At 34.4% G+C, this 16,172-nt stretch carries 17 protein-coding genes and 1 pseudogene; 6 read left to right on the forward strand and 12 right to left on the reverse strand.

Annotation, left to right across the window (positions count from 1 at the left end; translation table 11 throughout):
* Positions 1 to 34: 34 nt before the first annotated feature.
* From AC1Q8N_RS06210 to AC1Q8N_RS06220, 3 genes are all read right to left on the reverse strand, one after another.
* Positions 35 to 1,696: a peptide ABC transporter substrate-binding protein gene (locus AC1Q8N_RS06210; protein WP_098048545.1), complete on the reverse strand. Its 1,662-nt coding sequence runs from the start codon at positions 1,694 to 1,696 to the stop codon at positions 35 to 37.
* Positions 1,697 to 1,780: 84 nt separating this feature from the next.
* Entirely contained in the window at positions 1,781 to 2,785 is a 1,005-nt protein-coding gene (locus AC1Q8N_RS06215; RefSeq protein ID WP_088110210.1) for a DUF2628 domain-containing protein, read from the reverse strand.
* Positions 2,786 to 2,792: 7 nt separating this feature from the next.
* Positions 2,793 to 3,245: a methylated-DNA--[protein]-cysteine S-methyltransferase gene (locus tag AC1Q8N_RS06220; protein WP_048543142.1), complete on the reverse strand. Its 453-nt coding sequence runs from the start codon at positions 3,243 to 3,245 to the stop codon at positions 2,793 to 2,795.
* A 133-nt stretch (positions 3,246 to 3,378) separates the two neighbouring features.
* Here AC1Q8N_RS06220 and namA point away from each other — a divergent pair, with 133 nt between their 5' ends.
* Positions 3,379 to 4,416 (forward strand): NADPH dehydrogenase NamA, encoded by a 1,038-nt coding sequence (gene namA / locus AC1Q8N_RS06225; protein WP_048543144.1) that lies wholly within the window; start codon positions 3,379 to 3,381, stop codon positions 4,414 to 4,416.
* 230 nt (positions 4,417 to 4,646) lie between these two features.
* Here the strand turns inward: namA and AC1Q8N_RS06230 are convergent.
* From AC1Q8N_RS06230 to AC1Q8N_RS06240, 3 genes and pseudogenes are all read right to left on the reverse strand, one after another.
* Positions 4,647 to 4,811, reverse strand: a pseudogene (locus tag AC1Q8N_RS06230) (DinB family protein); the annotation flags it as partial.
* Between the two features lie 501 nt (positions 4,812 to 5,312).
* The gene (locus AC1Q8N_RS06235; RefSeq protein WP_048543146.1) at positions 5,313 to 5,972 is read right to left on the reverse strand and encodes an oxidoreductase; all 660 of its coding nucleotides are present in this window, start codon (positions 5,970 to 5,972) and stop codon (positions 5,313 to 5,315) included.
* Between the two features lie 115 nt (positions 5,973 to 6,087).
* Positions 6,088 to 6,237 (reverse strand): hypothetical protein, encoded by a 150-nt coding sequence (locus AC1Q8N_RS06240; RefSeq protein WP_000540924.1) that lies wholly within the window; start codon positions 6,235 to 6,237, stop codon positions 6,088 to 6,090.
* Between the two features lie 267 nt (positions 6,238 to 6,504).
* Between AC1Q8N_RS06240 and AC1Q8N_RS06245 the strand changes: the two genes are divergently transcribed.
* Together AC1Q8N_RS06245 and AC1Q8N_RS06250 are read left to right on the forward strand one after the other, a co-directional pair.
* Complete coding sequence (locus AC1Q8N_RS06245; RefSeq protein WP_001126161.1) at positions 6,505 to 7,455, forward strand: metal ABC transporter substrate-binding protein; 951 nt, start codon at positions 6,505 to 6,507, stop codon at positions 7,453 to 7,455.
* Between the two features lie 135 nt (positions 7,456 to 7,590).
* On the forward strand, positions 7,591 to 8,061 hold the full coding sequence (locus tag AC1Q8N_RS06250) for a GNAT family N-acetyltransferase (RefSeq protein ID WP_048543147.1): 471 nt from the start codon (positions 7,591 to 7,593) through the stop codon (positions 8,059 to 8,061).
* Positions 8,062 to 8,158: 97 nt separating this feature from the next.
* Here the strand turns inward: AC1Q8N_RS06250 and AC1Q8N_RS06255 are convergent, their stop codons facing one another.
* The gene (locus AC1Q8N_RS06255; RefSeq protein WP_048543148.1) at positions 8,159 to 9,109 is read right to left on the reverse strand and encodes a CobW family GTP-binding protein; all 951 of its coding nucleotides are present in this window, start codon (positions 9,107 to 9,109) and stop codon (positions 8,159 to 8,161) included.
* A gap of 165 nt (positions 9,110 to 9,274) precedes the next feature.
* On the opposite strand from AC1Q8N_RS06255, the gene AC1Q8N_RS06260 reads away from it, so the two are divergent.
* Positions 9,275 to 10,177, forward strand: a complete 903-nt coding sequence (locus AC1Q8N_RS06260; protein ID WP_048543149.1) for an aldo/keto reductase — start codon at positions 9,275 to 9,277, stop codon at positions 10,175 to 10,177.
* Between the two features lie 24 nt (positions 10,178 to 10,201).
* Here the strand turns inward: AC1Q8N_RS06260 and AC1Q8N_RS06265 are convergent, their stop codons facing one another.
* Both AC1Q8N_RS06265 and AC1Q8N_RS06270 read right to left on the reverse strand, forming a co-directional pair.
* A complete protein-coding gene (locus AC1Q8N_RS06265) occupies positions 10,202 to 10,786 on the reverse strand; it encodes a GNAT family N-acetyltransferase (RefSeq protein WP_048543150.1) in 585 nt (194 codons plus the stop codon).
* An 84-nt stretch (positions 10,787 to 10,870) separates the two neighbouring features.
* A complete protein-coding gene (locus AC1Q8N_RS06270; protein ID WP_048543151.1) occupies positions 10,871 to 12,334 on the reverse strand; it encodes a flavin monoamine oxidase family protein in 1,464 nt (487 codons plus the stop codon).
* 240 nt (positions 12,335 to 12,574) lie between these two features.
* Here AC1Q8N_RS06270 and AC1Q8N_RS06275 point away from each other — a divergent pair, with 240 nt between their 5' ends.
* Complete coding sequence (locus AC1Q8N_RS06275) at positions 12,575 to 12,766, forward strand: DUF3896 family protein (RefSeq protein ID WP_048543153.1); 192 nt, start codon at positions 12,575 to 12,577, stop codon at positions 12,764 to 12,766.
* A gap of 105 nt (positions 12,767 to 12,871) precedes the next feature.
* A complete protein-coding gene (locus AC1Q8N_RS06280; protein ID WP_048543155.1) occupies positions 12,872 to 13,873 on the forward strand; it encodes an LLM class flavin-dependent oxidoreductase in 1,002 nt (333 codons plus the stop codon).
* Positions 13,874 to 13,918: 45 nt separating this feature from the next.
* On the opposite strand, the gene AC1Q8N_RS06285 is transcribed toward AC1Q8N_RS06280, so the two are convergent.
* The 3 genes from AC1Q8N_RS06285 to AC1Q8N_RS06295 all read right to left on the reverse strand — a co-directional run bounded on the left by AC1Q8N_RS06285 (position 13,919) and on the right by AC1Q8N_RS06295 (position 16,082).
* Positions 13,919 to 14,863, reverse strand: coding sequence for an alpha/beta hydrolase (locus AC1Q8N_RS06285; protein WP_098077149.1), 945 nt, complete (start codon positions 14,861 to 14,863; stop codon positions 13,919 to 13,921).
* Between the two features lie 207 nt (positions 14,864 to 15,070).
* Positions 15,071 to 15,526, reverse strand: coding sequence for a DUF3939 domain-containing protein (locus AC1Q8N_RS06290; protein ID WP_048543159.1), 456 nt, complete (start codon positions 15,524 to 15,526; stop codon positions 15,071 to 15,073).
* 112 nt (positions 15,527 to 15,638) lie between these two features.
* Complete coding sequence (locus AC1Q8N_RS06295; RefSeq protein ID WP_000105195.1) at positions 15,639 to 16,082, reverse strand: Dps family protein; 444 nt, start codon at positions 16,080 to 16,082, stop codon at positions 15,639 to 15,641.
* Positions 16,083 to 16,172 lie beyond the last annotated feature (90 nt).

Here is a 16,172-nt window from a genome sequence, read left to right on the forward strand (position 1 = left end):
AAGATGAGCGAAAATTCACTCACCTTTTATTGTACTATTTTTTTGTAATATATGCCCATTTATAACTGAAGTCCCCCCCAAACGTATGATTAGCAATACCTTTTACAAACGGCTTCTCTAAATAAGCTGTGCTTTGTTGATACGTAGGAGAAATTGCTGCATCTTGACCAATTAAGATTTTTTCAGCTTCCGCAAGGGCATTCCAGCGTGCTTTATCATCTTTTAATAGCTCTCCTTTTGATTTTGCTACTAAATCATCATACTTCGGATTAGAATAATCCATTTCATTAAATGAGCTTCCAGTCACAAACATATCAATATAAGTCATTGGATCTGGATAGTCAGGGCTCCATGCAGATAATGAGAATTCATATTCGAATTTCTTTTCTAAATCTAGCTTTTGCTTGTATGGTTGCTGTTTCAAATTCACTTTAATACCAGGTAAGTTTTTCTCTAACTCTTCTTTAATAAAGTCGCCTACTTTTTTACGGCTACCATTATCATCATTTAGTAATTCAACCGTAATTGTATCTTGACCAAGCTCTTTCTTCGCTTCTTCCCATAATTTTTTTGCTTTCGCTGCGTTATCTTTACTATCACGGAAGTTTTTATTTACAGAGCGGAAGTCTTTTCCATCCGGACCTGTCGTGAATTTTTCAGGTACTAAGAAATATGCTGGCAAAGAACCGTCATTTAAAATGACATCAGCAATTCCTTTTTTATCGTATGCTAAATCAATCGCTTCACGTACTTTTTGGTTTTTAAATGTTGCATTTTTTTGGTTAAAACGCAAGAAATACATACGTGGATCTAACTTCGTTTTAAATTCATCTGGCTTATTCTTTTTATATTTATCAACAAATTCAGAAGTTAAAATAACTCGATCTGCTTGATCACTATCATATAAATTTACTCCAGTGCTTGTTTCCTTCACAATACTTACATTAATTTCGTCTAACTTTACAGTATCTTTATCCCAATAATTAGGATTTTTCTTTAACTGATAATTTTGTTCATGTTTCCATTGACTCATTGTAAATGGTCCATTATATAGTAATTTATCTGCTTCTAATCCGTATTTATCTCCTTGCTCTTTCACATATTTTTCATTTAATGGGAAAAATGTAGGGAACGACGTAAGCTCAAGAAAATAAGGTGCTGGTTGCTCTAATTCTACTACCAACGTTTTATCATCCTTCGCTTTAACACCCAATTGATCTGATGGTAATTCTCCTTTATTTACTTTCTGTGCATTTTTCACATCAAATAAAATGAATGCATATTCTGCCGCTATTGCTTTATCTAATGTACGTTGCCATGCATATACAAAATCTTGTGCTCGAACTGGATCACCATTTGACCATTTCGCATCACGTAATTCAAATGTATATGTCTTTTTATCTTCACTAATCTTCACATCTTTTGCCATGCCTGGTGTTGGTTTATTATCTTTATCTAGACGATATAAACCTTCCATTGCATTTACAAAGGCACGGAATGATACAGAATCCGTTGATTTAGATGTATCCATTGAAGGAATTTCAGCTGTTTCTAGCAAATTTAAAACTTGTTTATCTGCCATTTCCTTATTCGATTCTTTCTTCGTTGTCGAAGCCTTCTCACCATTCCCACATCCTGCAACCAATACACTCGTCGTTAACGCAAGTGCAGCAATTGTTGTTGTCTTTCTCTTCATTCTTCCTTCCCCCAATCTATATGTATAAGTTAAATCTTGCATAATATATTTCATTATACAAAAGATTCTGATTATTTTAAATATTTATTTTAACAAACATAGAAAAAAGCGGTCGGAAGTTTCTTTCCAGCCGCTTTGTTGAATCGCATTTACTTGTAATCCATCCTCTATATCAAATGGATTTTGAACCTTAAATATTTCGTCCATCATCTTCAAAAACTCTTCTTCATTTTTAGATTCACCATTAACCGTAAGCGAATACGGTTCCACTTCACCCAATTTATAATCGACAACAAATTGAATCGTCACCTTTTGTCTTGGTGCTCCCGCGTTATATCCTTGGAATTCTACTAATTCTAACCCTTCCGTTCCACGATAATATATCCAACCTGAATTTTGAAAATAATTTTCGAAAGATTCACCTATTGAAAAGAAAGGATATTCATAAAGCGAGCTTGTACGAACCTTTTGTATAACGTCTCGATCAGTCGGAAAAAAGAAATGACTAAAAAATATGCTAGCAACTGCTAAAATAGTAACAATTGTCGCTCCCATTTTGCTCGTTCCGCCGCTATCATGGATAAGATAGTTTTCAACTGATTTATCTTTTATTTCTCTTGCTTTTATTCGGTATATACGTCTTTCCGCAAATTGATAGTATAATCCATTTGCAAAAATCCCCATTCCAAACAGAATAAAAATGAGTAATAAAAACGTAAGAGGCACCATATTAATGATTGGCAATGCTACATTAAAACCCATATAATAAGAAAACGCATCACATGCTACTAATAACAGTAAAAATAATGCTGCAGGTACATAATACTTACGATATCCAAGCCAACCCACATTGAAAATTGCAGCCCAACCATTCCAGCTCCATCTAGCAATCCGCTTATCCTCAAGTTCCCATTTCCTTTTGTAATACCGATATTGTCTACCTACATATACTTCTAATTCCTTGTCTATTAACGAGCATCCTTCACCTTGTTCAGTATGCGAAGTCCGCTGGCAACTTTCACAATTCAACTGATCTCCCTCGCAAAGTCGCCCACAATTTATACATTTCAAAACAATCCCTCTTCCCATCCATACGTCATTTCAAAATACCTTCGTGTTTTAATAACCACTCTTTCCTCCATAAACCGCCCGCATACCCAACAAGCTTCCCGCTCTTTCCTATTACACGATGACATGGAACGATAATTGAAATTGGATTACGACTATTTGCTCCTCCTATCGCTCGTACAGCTTTCGTATTTCCGACCTTCTCTGCAATATCTAAATATGAAGCACTTACGCCATAAGGGATAGTATAAAGCGCATCCCATACATTTTTTTGAAATGCTGTTCCCTCAGCAGACAGCGGGACCGTAAACTCTCTTCTTTTCCCCTTAAAATATTCATCTAGCTCATTTATACATTGATCTATCATTTCATTTTTATGTTCTTCTTGTCTCTCATCAACAAATATAACAGACGTAATTCCTTTATCGTTCGCTGTAATTTCCAGCAAGCCTAATTCACTTTCATAATAAGCCTGGTACATATGTCATCCTCCAATTCAATTCATATTAATTATTGTAACACGAATAGACAAAATTTTTCGTATAAGCGTTTTATTAGGGAAACAAAAACAAGAATGATACAATATAAGAAAATTCAATCTAGGAGGCTATTGGATGAATTCTGAACTTTTTTCACCCTATACAATTAAGGACGTTACATTAAAAAACCGTATCGTTATGTCACCTATGTGCATGTATTCATCAGAAAACGAGGATGGCCAAGTAACTAATTTCCATCACGTTCATTACGGAACAAGAGCTGCTGGTCAAGTTGGTTTAGTTATGATTGAAGCAACAGCCGTGTTACCTGAGGGAAGAATTTCTAATAAAGACCTAGGTATATGGGATGATAGCCTAATTGAAGGCTTACATAAAACAACAACTTTTATACATGATAACGGCGCAAAAGCCGCCATTCAACTTGCTCACGCCGGAAGAAAAGCTGAATTAGAAACGGATGCTCTCGCTCCATCCGCAATTCCGTTTAATGAAACTATGAAAATCCCAGTAGAAATGAATATACAGCAAATAAAAAAGACTATATTAGCTTTTCAAGAGGCTGCAATACGATCCAAACAAGCTGGATTTGACGTTATTGAAATACACGGCGCTCACGGTTATCTTATTAATGAATTTCTTTCTCCACTTTCTAATAAACGGACTGATGAATATGGAGGTTCACCTGAAAATCGCTATCGTTTCTTACGTGAAATCATTGACTCAATAAATGAAGTTTGGAACGGACCGTTATTTGTTCGCATTTCAGCAAACGATTATCATCCTGACGGTTTAACGGTTCAAGATTACGTTCCATATACAAACTGGATGAAAGAACAAGGAGTAGATTTAATTGATTGTAGTTCTGGAGCTGTTGTTCCGGCACACATCGATGTATATCCCGGGTATCAAGTGCAATATGCTAAACATATTAAAGAACATGCTAACATTGCAACTGGGGCTGTTGGTTTGATTACGACTGGAGTACAGGCAGAACAAATTTTAAATAATAACGAAGCAGATTTAATTTTTATCGGACGTGAGTTACTTCGCAATCCTTACTTTCCAAGAATAGCCGCCAATGAACTTAGCTTTGAGTTAGAAGAACCGTATCAATACAAACGAGCACCGGGGAAAATCCATACAAATAAATAAAACCGAGAATAATATGTACTACTGAATCTAGAGGAATAAAAAGTATACTATAAGATAACGTATGTTATTTCATAATATCGTTTTAAGGTGGATCAACTTTTTGCTTGATACACCTATTTTTTTATGTGTTTATCTCCCTTTCTGAATATGTGACAGGGTTAAAAATCGAATTCCACAATCATGATTACGAAAAAAAACAATTCCTCAGATTAAGTGAGAAATTGTTTTTTCATATGGTTTACATTTTCCCAAATCGTATTACTAGCCTCTCCTTCTGGTTGCCAACATGCTTGTGCAGCAGTAAGATGCTTTAACGCGTCTGATAAAGGTGGATACCATTCTTCTTCGTAAAACACTTGCTTAATTCCATTTTGCAACATTTCTTTTTTACTCATTCGTATATCCTCCTTTTGCAAATCTCCCAAAAATACGGAGTAGTACATATAGGACTTTTATATCTTCGGAACCCAATTCCCTTCAGATTTTACTCAAACAGATATAAAAACAGATTATTTCCAAATAGAAAGTATATTCTATTTGATTTATTGGCATTACAAACAATGGATATATGATAGTAGTATATTTTCAAATGAAGTGAAACATTCTTATAAGACGAAATCATCCGTTAGTATAATACGACTCTAAAAATAGCATTGCAATAAATGAGGTCACTTGTCGTACTAGAGTTGGAGACGTATAAAGTGAAACTTTAATCCGCGGGGGTTTTGCTGTCCACAAATAGCGGGATAAGAATGCGATTTGCATAATAAATTATCGTAAAAAAGGAGTGGGCTTCCCACTCCTTTTTTACTTTCTTATAATTGCTAAACTACATGTATTTACTATTCATTCAAGATTCAAACTTGATTTCTAATACATGCCATTTTTCACAATTTTTATTCTATCGTTGTAATTTCATTTGAGTTATAAATATAAATACCCGTTTCTTCTCTCAATGCAGTTATATACATCCCTTTCGCTACATCTTTCGCTGAAATTGGTTTATACTTTTTGAAAGCCCCTTTAAATATAAAAGGAATGATACGAGATAACTTTTCAGCCATTCGTTCACCGAAACGAAATTCTTGTCGATTTCCTACTAATAAAGATGGCCTAAAAATGTGAATACCACCAATAACTAACTTTTGTAATTCCTCTTCCATTCTCCCTTTAACTTGCGAATAAAAGAAAAACGATTTAGGATTTGCTCCCATTGAAGACACAACAAGGAAATTTTGTACCCCTTGTTTTTCAGCTAAACAAGCAGCTCGTAACGTATATTCATAATCTACCTTTTTGAAATTTGCCTTTGTTTTTGCTTTTTTGATTGTCGTTCCTAGACAACTAAATACGTCATCTACAGCAAAAAACTCTTTATATTCCTCTAACGTCGAAAAATCTATTTGCTTTTGCTGTAACTTTTCATGTTGCCATTGCATTGGTTCCCTTACAAAAATAGTAACCGAATCGTAGTAATCTGATTCAAGTAATAGACGCGTTATCTCTTGTCCAACTAAACCACTTGCACCAAGTACTAACGCTGTTCGCTTATTCATATATGCATATACCTCTTATTTTACTTTTCTCTCCTTCAGTAAAATACAACTTTTAGGAGTTTCCTTCTCTCATTTTACCACAAGTAAAGCACTATGCGTACGCATAGTGCTTTACTCACTCTTTTTTCTCATCTTTCTCTCGCAATTTTGTTACTGTTGATGCATCTCCTAAATTACTTATTAATCTTCTTAAAAAAATTAAGACTAATGCTAATGGGAATACTACCGCTAATATCAATAAAATAGCTTCCATTAAGTAACCCAAACACTCATCCCCCTCTACACCCTCCTTTCAAATATATGAACGTAGCGTTGTCACATATGCATGCATTCCTAAAAATAATACATCCAAATTTGACAACTTTATAACAAAAACAAATCGGAATGATTATTATTTATTGCAACTTTATAAAAGATGTATTATACTAAGTTCGCAAACTAAAACGTAATTATTCCGTTTTGTATTAAAATGATATTTTTCTTCTATAATTGGGGAAAATATATCCGTAAAAAAAGAAAAGAGGAGAACTTCATGCCTAAAAGATTGACTATATTTTCATTTTTACTTATTTTCACTTTAATTTTTACTGGCTGCTCAAATAAAAAAGAAGGTAATGCCAAGAAAGACGGAAAGCTAACTGTTTATACTACTATTTTTCCTCTTGCAGATTTTGCAAAAAAAATTGGTGGCGACTATGTAACTGTTGAAGCGATTTACCCACCTGGTGCAGATTCACATACATTTGAACCAAGTCAAAAACAAACAGTACAAGTTGCAAAAGCCGATTTATTCGTTTATAACGGCGCTGAATTAGAACCATTTGCTGAAAAAATGGAAAAAGCATTGCAAAAGGAAAATGTTAAAATTGTAAATGCATCAAAAGGTATTGAACTGCGTACTTCTACTGAAGAAGAGCATCATGATCACGGAGACGGCCATAAAGAGGATGAACATCATCACGATAAAGACCCGCACATTTGGTTAGACCCTACTTTAGCAATGAAACAGGCAGAAAAAATTAAAAATGCACTTGTAGAATTACAACCTGATCATAAACAAGAGTTCGAAAAAAACTTCGCAGCACTTCAAACAAAATTTACTGATTTAGATGATCAATTTAAAGCAGCTGTTGCGAATGCAAAAACGAAAGACATTTTAGTGTCTCATGCGGCTTATGGATACTGGGAACAACGCTATGGCCTGAAACAAATTGCTATCGCTGGTATTTCAGCTTCTGATGAACCATCTCAAAAACAGCTTGCTGACATTACAAAAACAGTAAAAGAACATAATCTACAATATATTTTATTTGAAACTTTTTCTACTCCAAAAGTAGCATCTGTAATTCAAAAAGAAACGGGTACAAAAATTTTACGCTTAAATCATCTTGCTACTATTTCTGAAGATGATGCGAAGAGCAATAAAGATTATTTCACTTTAATGGAAGAAAACGTAAACACATTGAAAGAAGCTACTAACTAATCAAATTTTTAAAAGAAGCTGAATATGTCATTCAGCTTCTTTTTTATTTGTTCTTACTTGACTTGACCAAAATAACAAGTAAAATTATCCATATTAGCTTTTAAGCTATATTAATTTAGAAGGTGAGTTGGAATTATGACTCTTCACATTCGTGAAGTAACAGAAAAAAATTGGCGTTCAGTAGCTGCTTTAAACGTCGCAAAAGACCAGCAGCAATTTATTGAAAGCAATTCGTTTTCTCTAGCAGAATCATTATTTGAAGGAAACGGAACGTCAGTAGGTTTATATGATGGAGAAACACTTGTAGGGTATGCAATGTATGGATGGTATTTTGAAAAACGCAAAAGCGTATGGTTAGATCGCTTTATGATTGACGAGCAATATCAAGGAAAAGGATACGCAAAACGTTTCCTTCGCATACTCATTCAATTCTTACAAGATAAATATGAATGTAAAATAATTTATTTAAGTTTACATCCAGACAACAAACTCGCAATGGGATTATACGAGTCATTTGGTTTCCGTTTAAATGGTGATATTGATGACGATGGTCCAGTTGTAGGTGTTGTAATGGAGTTACTATTAGATCAACATACAAGCCTGTGAAAACAGGCTTTTTATTATCCTTCGTTTTTTGCAATCTAGCATTTTTCTATAAAATACTTAGTTAAGTTAAAAAAATAAGCCTGCAATATATGCAGACTTATTTCACACACTCCCCGAAATGTTCTTGGAACCATTCCTTATTAATATCTTTTCCGATAAACACAACTTCACTTACTCGTTCTTCGCCCTCTTGCCACTCTCTATCATATGATGCAGCAAACAGTGTATGCACACCTTGGAAAACGATACGTTTATCTACTCCATCAATCGATAAAATTCCTTTGTAACGATATAAATACTCCCCTAGCTCTTGAACGACAGCTGACATCCACTCATTTAATTTTTGTAAATCTAACGGTCGCTCCTCGCGTAGTACAAACGACTTTACCCCTTCTAAATGATTATGCTCTGTATGAGGATAAATTTGTAACGTATCTTTCGTTTTAAACGTTTGAATTTGTAGTAACGATGGAATATCTACATCACAGTTAGTCGCCTCGATTAACTTTGCAGTTGGATTAATACCTTGCAGTTCCTGCAATAGATTTTCCTTTTCACTTTCATCCACTAAATCTAATTTATTTACTAAAACGACATCAGCAAATGCAATTTGTTCCTTTGCTTCTAGTCCTTTTTCAAAATGTTTATGTATATGATAACTATCTACTACTGTTACAACGCCGTTAATTTGGTATGCAGATTGAATCACAGGATCTAAAAAGAATGTTTGAATAATCGGACCTGGATTTGCAAGACCAGTCGTTTCAATTACTAATCCATCAAATTCCATTTTACCTTCTGCTTTTACGTCCAGTAATTGTTTTAAAGCGACTAGTAAATCTTCACGTACAGTACAACATAAACATCCATTCGTCATCTCCATAATCTCTTCTTCGACATTCATAATCAGCTGATTATCAATACCAATTTGTCCTATTTCATTTACAATCACTGCTAATTTATGACCGTGATTTTCTGATAAAATGCGATTTAATAATGTCGTTTTCCCTGATCCAAGAAAACCAGTTAATATTGTTACTGGAATCATTTCGTACATCTCCTTATAGCTATATGTTTTTACATTATAGCATATAGAGAAAATCGTTTTTGTAGCAAAACATATTTATTGTATGTACGACACTGTAACTATATAATAATATGTAGCAAGAAAGCCTTTTCAAAAAATGATTCATTCATCAAGGAGGTACTTATAATGGAACGAGTTAAAATGGCCGAAACACTAGAATTTTCTCGTATTATTCAAGGTTTTTGGCGTTTAGCAGAATGGAATATGCCAAAGCAAGAGCTACTTTCTTTTATGGAAGCGTGTATGGATATGGGAATTACTACTTTCGATCATGCTGATATTTATGGCGGATATACGTGTGAAGGATTATTTGGAGAAGCGTTACAACTCAAGCCTTCCTTACGCGAAGACATGCAAATTATCACAAAATGTGGAATCGCTCCCCCATCACCAAAATTTCCAGAGCGATATGTTGCGCACTACAATACGAGTGCTGAACATATAATAAAAAGCGCGGAAGACTCACTACAAAACTTACATACAGATTATATTGATGTACTGCTCATTCATCGCCCTGATCCATTTATGGATCCAAATGAAGTAGCAGAAGCGTTCTCACGCTTAAAGCAAGAAGGAAAAGTCCGTCACTTCGGTGTATCTAACTTTTTACCTTCACAGTTTAATATGTTAAGTTCTTATTTAGATTTCCCGCTCATTACAAATCAAATTGAAGTATCTGCGATGCAGCTTGAACATTTCGAAAAAGGAACAATTGATTTATGCCAAGAAAAGCGAATCAATCCTATGATTTGGTCGCCTCTTGCTGGCGGAGAAATCTTTACTGGTCAATCAGAACGTGCTGTACGTTTACGTGAAACTTTACAGAAGGTTGCTACTGAACTAGATGTTACTAGCATCGATACAGTTATGTATGCATGGCTGCTTGCTCATCCAGCTAACATGATGCCAATCGTTGGATCTGGTAAATTAGATCGTGTTAAAACAGCCGCCCTTGCTACAAAAGTTAATTTAGATCGTCAACAATGGTTTACAATTTTCGAAAGCTCTAATGGACATCCTGTACCATAATACACAAAAAGAAGAGCTGTTTCTTTACAGCTCTTCTTTTTCATATGTATTTCTAGTCATGGCAAATACACACATATCCCTTAATCCATTTCCATCTACCGCTACACTCGCACTTTCCAATGTACCTTCTAACTTAAATCCTAATTTCTCCGGTATCGCTCTACTCTTCTTATTTAAAGAATCACATCGAATTTCTACGCGATTTGCTTTCAGCTCAGAAAAAGCATAATCTGTTATACCCTTTGCAGCCTCTACCATATAACCCTTTCCACTAAACCTTGAATCAATCCAATACCCAATTTCAAATTGAGGTATATCCCAATTAATACGATGCAATCCAGCTGATGCAATAAATTCACCTGTTTCTTTCGAAAAAACTAGTAATCTTAAATCCTCACGCTGTAAAAATTGAATATGCGATTTTCTAATGCTCACTTCTACTTCTTCCTCTGTTTGCTCTTTTTGTGCAAAAACCATCCAAGGTTTTAATTCTTTCATAGAAGCTTGAATTGCATCGTATACAGATTTACCGTCACCCGGTTTCGGCATTCGAATAAATAGCCTATCAGTATAAAATTCAGAAGGAAAATCAAATAATAACGGATTCACTTTCAACACTCCTTTTAATTCTTTTATATATAATAATATCCATCTCAAACTATACAGTAAAGAAATTTCTGAATTTTACACATTTTAATTATTTACCTCTACCGCTACACGAACTCCAGATTCAATTGCACCTTGTATCCATCCGTGATATAACGTTGTATGATCACCTGCAAAGTATAATCTCCCCTCTGGTTTTATAATCGCTGGTTGTAGCTCAGATTCTTGACCTGCCTGAAATAGCGCAAATCCTCCAAGTGCATATGGATCCAATGTCCAACTTTTTGATATGCCAGACATGAACTCATCATATACTTGACCGCCTAATATGGTCGCTAAATTTTGTAGTGTGTAATAAATACGATCACCTTTTGATAACCCATCCCATAACAACGCATCATAAGACCATGTATAGCTTCCTAACATCATAGCAGGTCCTTTTTCTCCAATTCCGTGACTTGGATAATAGGCGTAACGAATTGGTAAATCCGTTATAATCCTGCCACCTAATTGTCCTTGTTCTTCCCAAAATCGACTTTTAAATTGAATTCCTATTTTCGTCGCTGGCATATAATGCAATTCGCGAATTGCTTTCCATTTTTCATGAGATATAGAATTAAATGGATCTACTTCCACAAAACGCATTGTCGAGAATGGGATTGTAATAATAACTAAATCCCCATTAATACTACTATATTCAAAAGTTTCCTCGTTTCGATAGAAAGCTGTCACACCATTATCATGTTGTTGTAGCTTCATTAATTTTTGATTATATATAATATTTTCTTCTAATTGTGGTAAAAAGGACTTCGGTAATTTATCATTCCCGCCTACTATTTCACAAAATCCACTCTCCACTTGCATAATATATAAAAAGCGTAACGTCTCAACAAATGACCTTTCCAAAAAACCTTCTAAATCTAATAAAACACCAATCATCTCGATTGTTACTGGTGAAAAGTAAGTATTATATTGATAAGGGTAATACTTTAAAAATTGTCCTGTAGAATATCTCCCAAAATCCTTTACTACAATATCCCAATTTTTCTCTGGGTTCTTTTTTATAAAATTTATAATGGGCTGCACCGCTAACATTAATAGCTCCTCAGACGTTTTCCCAACTTCATTCATTTCCACAGGATACTTTAATATACTTGGATCTTTTTCATATTGTTTTAATGTCGTTTTTCGACCATTTACGTAAACGATATCTGTCTCATTCCTATTAATAAAAGGGCTTACCTGTAGCCCGAATTTTCTTATATATGCCATCGTTAATGTGTGCGAATACGGAATTCTCATTGCCCCAACATCTAAATATAATCCGGTATCTTCCATTCTAACCGTCTCTATGCGGCCACCTACCCGGTTGTTTGCTTCAAAAATCTTCACATCATGTCCTGCAGCTTTTAATAAAGATGCCGAAACCAACCCAGCCATACCGGCCCCTACTACTATAATTCGCTTCGGACGAGTCGTCTTCTTTAACCCTTTATTTATAACTTTTAACGTTTCATCCATCTCAGTGTTATACATTATATCTTTCTGCACAATTCCACCCCTTACTTCATAAAGTGAAACTATAATCAGTGGGGGGTCTTCCCCTACTGATTATTAGTTGAACCAATCGGGCTTTTATGGGCATTAGTGGTTTAGTGCATTTTATTCATAAATTGCTATAAACATAACAACATAGAAAGAGGAATATTCACTAAAAGTACATAAGAGTTAGCTTTCACACCTCTTCACGCTTCGTATAATATAGCAACAGCAAAGAAGGAGTGGTTAAAAATGAAACAAACTTACGACTACCACGCTACAAAGAAGTATTTAGAAGAAAAGAAACAACAACTATGCAACAAACTTAGTTGTAAGCATCTATCTAAAAAAGAGCGTGAACAACTAAAACTTGAGATTGATAACTACGAATATATATTAAATTTAGCCGAAATGAATCATTATGAACGAGGATTTTCTCGTTAAAAGTAAATATAGAATTTATCCACTTTTTATTTTGAGCATTTTATTACGCATTTTTCGTAAGTAAATATATAATAGGATGTACATTAAGATTGAGAGGTATATTCTATGATCAAATTAAGCGTATTAGACCAATCACCTATTTCAGATGGTAGTACAGCAGCCCAAGCTTTTTCACATACAGTTACACTTGCGCAAGAAGTTGAAAAACTCGGATATACACGCTTTTGGGTATCGGAGCATCACAACTCTGTCAGCCTTGCTGGTTCAAGCCCTGAAATACTTATTTCTCATATTGCAGCAAAAACGGATCGTATGAGAGTGGGTTCAGGTGGTGTTATGTTACCGCACTATAGCCCTTATAAAGTTGCTGAGAATTTCCGCGTTTTAGAAGCGCTTTATCCAAATCGTATTGATCTTGGTGTCGGCAGAGCACCTGGTGGTATGCCAATTGCAACTCGCGCACTTCAAGAAGGCAAAATGGTCTCACTTGATCAATACCCAGAACAAATTGCAGATGTTGCAATGTACTTACATGATCAAGTACCAGAAAACCATCATTATGCAAATTTAAAGGCTACTCCTGTCATTCCAACATCTCCCGAGATGTGGATGCTTGGTTCTAGCGGAGAGAGTGCAATGATTGCCGCAAAACAAGGTGCTTCTTTTGCATTCGCACAGTTCATTAACGGATACGGTGGCCCTGAAGTAATGAATGCTTATCAAGAACAGTTCCAACCTTCTTATTTAGGAGATAAACCAAAATCAATCGTCTCTATTTTTGTTATTTGCGGAGAAACGAATGAAGAGGCGGAAAAAATTGCTTCTAGTTTAGATTTATCAATCTTATTACTAGAACAAGGAAAGCGTACAACTGGTACTCCTTCTATCGAAACTGCACAAAATTATTCATACAGCGCTTATGATTTATTCCGTATAAAAGAAAATCGTCAACGTATGATCGTCGGTGATCCCTCTTCTGTGAAAGAACAAATCGTAAACTTAAGCAAAGCGTACAATACTGATGAATTTATGATTGTCACAATTACTCATCGATTTGAAGATAAATTGAATTCTTATCGCTTACTAGCAAATGCTTTTCATTTATAATGACAAAAGGGAGATACATCAATTATGATGCATCTCCCTTTTTTACTACTTATTATTTATGTCGTCTATATATTCAATAGCTTCTTTTAATAGTTCATCAAAATCCTTAGGATAATCATGATTTAAATTGGGTACAACTTTAAACTCATGTTCTATATTCTTATCTCTTAATAATTGTACAAATTGCTGCGTACATTCGAAACAATCTTCATCTTGATCCCCACACACTATATATCCCTTTATATTTTTATTCTGTAACACTCCCAACAACTCATTCCATTCTTCAATCTCTGGAAGCCACGGCGCCACAAAAATAAAACCATCTACATCTATATCTTTTTGTAAAATTGTATACAAAGCTACTCTTGCGCCAGCAGAAAAACCACCAATTATTACACTTTCTACTGTATGATTTTCCATTAACGTAACGTAATGCTCTTTTAATTCCTCTTTCCCTCTATGTATATCGTCCCAAACAAATCCATCTGAAAACTGAATTTGCGAAGATTGTGGTAAAGCTAACGTATAATCTTGTGTCAAAACAGATTTCCAATATGGTTCTATTATTTCTATATTTTCTTGATCCCCGTGCATTGCAATAAATAGTTTTCCTTCTTTATTGCTGTCTAAATATTTCACGTCTACTCGTTCTGTTTTCTTTGCTAATTCTTCTCTTTCTTTACATAATTGAACCATTTTATGAAACTCTTCAAATTTATGTAGCGGTGTTAAATCATCGTCCGAAATTAAATACTCATTTCCGTACCAAAATCCATTGTCTATAATAGCTTCCTTCATTATCTGTAACGCTTCTTCTTCAAGCCCCGCTGCACTCGCTAGCGCATATTTAAAATTATATATTTGCGCTTTATTCCCCACTACACCTTTAGCATGCTCCATTATATAAGTGTACGCTTCCAAACTCCCTTTATTTGTGTAACAATGTAACGTTTCATTTAATAATTGAATGTAAGTCATACTATTTTCCATACACCCATTCCCCCGTAATCTTTTATAATATTTATTTCTCAAACCTTTATACGATTCTGTAATCACTGTATATAACTCACGCTAACAATACTTAATCATTACTTCTCTTCGTCCAATAAGTTTAGTATAAAATTTAATAAACTGAAAAATCAATATTTTACTAAACAAAAAAAGACAACAATATATTTATTGTTGTTTTCAATACATCTACCCACTCTTTTGTTTTTTTCTGTCTGGTTTACTTGAAACTAAATAGTGTTTTTCTGAAATATATAAGTCTCTTTTTAATATACGATTTAAATACGGCCCTAATTTCATCCCGCATATAAGGCGATCTTCACTACCTTCAACAATTGGAAACATTTCTTTTTCTGTTACGTATTGATCTACTGCTTTTTGTACGATATCAATTTCTTTAACTAGGTTTAGATTTTCTTCTGTATGTTCAAATACCTCAAGCGTTTCCTTCGTAATAAGAAAACTATTTGTTGGAAATGCAAGTAAATACGGCTTTAACAAATCATAATTTACTGTATAATCATCATTTACTAATACTGTATAAACGATATTAGCATTCTTTTCTAGAAACTTAGCCATCGCTTGTTCTAATTCATCTTTCGTAATTTCACGCTCTTCTTTTCCAGTTCTGAAAAAGCGAAACATCACATCGCATCGCCTCCTTTTTACTATATTATAGCATAAAAGAAAACTGAAAAATTACAAAAAAAGCCATTGAAAGAATTTTTCAACGACTTTTTTCTTAATATACTTATATTTATTTTAAGAACGCACTTAGCATCCATACATGTTGTTCTAATGTTGTATGAATCGCTAACAACATGTCTGCTGATGTTTCATCGCCAGCTTCGCCAGCAACTTCCATACCTTCTTTTAATTCTTGAATAAGTGCAGAGTAATCATTCACTAATGTTTGCACCATTTCTTCTGCAGATTCCTTGCTTGTCCCTTCACTCACACTAGATGTTGCAAGATATTCTTTCATTGTCGCTAGCGGTTTACCTTCCAACGCTAAAATACGTTCTGCTAATTCATCAATATTTGTTCCAGCTTCATTGTAAAACTCTTCAAATTTCTCATGTAACGTAAAGAAGTGTGGTCCTGTCACATACCAGTGATAATTATGTAGTTTCACATATAACACATTCCAGTTTGCTACCTGCTTGTTTAATACTTCAACAACATTTGTTTTCGTACTCATACAATCCACTCCTCTTATCATTTCATAATGTTTATCTTTTAATAACATAGTTACATGTTACCATACATTTCCTATCCTTTCGAACGATTG

Source organism: Bacillus sp. GW823-FHT06B01 (assembly GCF_058952315.1).

Bases quoted from the DNA above. Each gene is read 5' to 3' on its own strand.
- AC1Q8N_RS06210 (WP_098048545.1), bottom strand. From the start codon at position 1,696: ATGAAGAGAAAGACAACAACAATTGCTGCACTTGCGTTAACGACGAGT.
- AC1Q8N_RS06215 (WP_088110210.1), bottom strand. From the start codon at position 2,785: ATGGGAAGAGGGATTGTTTTGAAATGTATAAATTGTGGGCGACTTTGC.
- AC1Q8N_RS06220 (WP_048543142.1), bottom strand. From the start codon at position 3,245: ATGTACCAGGCTTATTATGAAAGTGAATTAGGCTTGCTGGAAATTACA.
- namA (WP_048543144.1), top strand. From the start codon at position 3,379: ATGAATTCTGAACTTTTTTCACCCTATACAATTAAGGACGTTACATTA.
- AC1Q8N_RS06235 (WP_048543146.1), bottom strand. From the start codon at position 5,972: ATGAATAAGCGAACAGCGTTAGTACTTGGTGCAAGTGGTTTAGTTGGA.
- AC1Q8N_RS06245 (WP_001126161.1), top strand. From the start codon at position 6,505: ATGCCTAAAAGATTGACTATATTTTCATTTTTACTTATTTTCACTTTA.
- AC1Q8N_RS06250 (WP_048543147.1), top strand. From the start codon at position 7,591: ATGACTCTTCACATTCGTGAAGTAACAGAAAAAAATTGGCGTTCAGTA.
- AC1Q8N_RS06255 (WP_048543148.1), bottom strand. From the start codon at position 9,109: ATGATTCCAGTAACAATATTAACTGGTTTTCTTGGATCAGGGAAAACG.
- AC1Q8N_RS06260 (WP_048543149.1), top strand. From the start codon at position 9,275: ATGGAACGAGTTAAAATGGCCGAAACACTAGAATTTTCTCGTATTATT.
- AC1Q8N_RS06275 (WP_048543153.1), top strand. From the start codon at position 12,575: ATGAAACAAACTTACGACTACCACGCTACAAAGAAGTATTTAGAAGAA.
- AC1Q8N_RS06280 (WP_048543155.1), top strand. From the start codon at position 12,872: ATGATCAAATTAAGCGTATTAGACCAATCACCTATTTCAGATGGTAGT.
- AC1Q8N_RS06285 (WP_098077149.1), bottom strand. From the start codon at position 14,863: ATGGAAAATAGTATGACTTACATTCAATTATTAAATGAAACGTTACAT.
- AC1Q8N_RS06290 (WP_048543159.1), bottom strand. From the start codon at position 15,526: ATGTTTCGCTTTTTCAGAACTGGAAAAGAAGAGCGTGAAATTACGAAA.
- AC1Q8N_RS06295 (WP_000105195.1), bottom strand. From the start codon at position 16,082: ATGAGTACGAAAACAAATGTTGTTGAAGTATTAAACAAGCAGGTAGCA.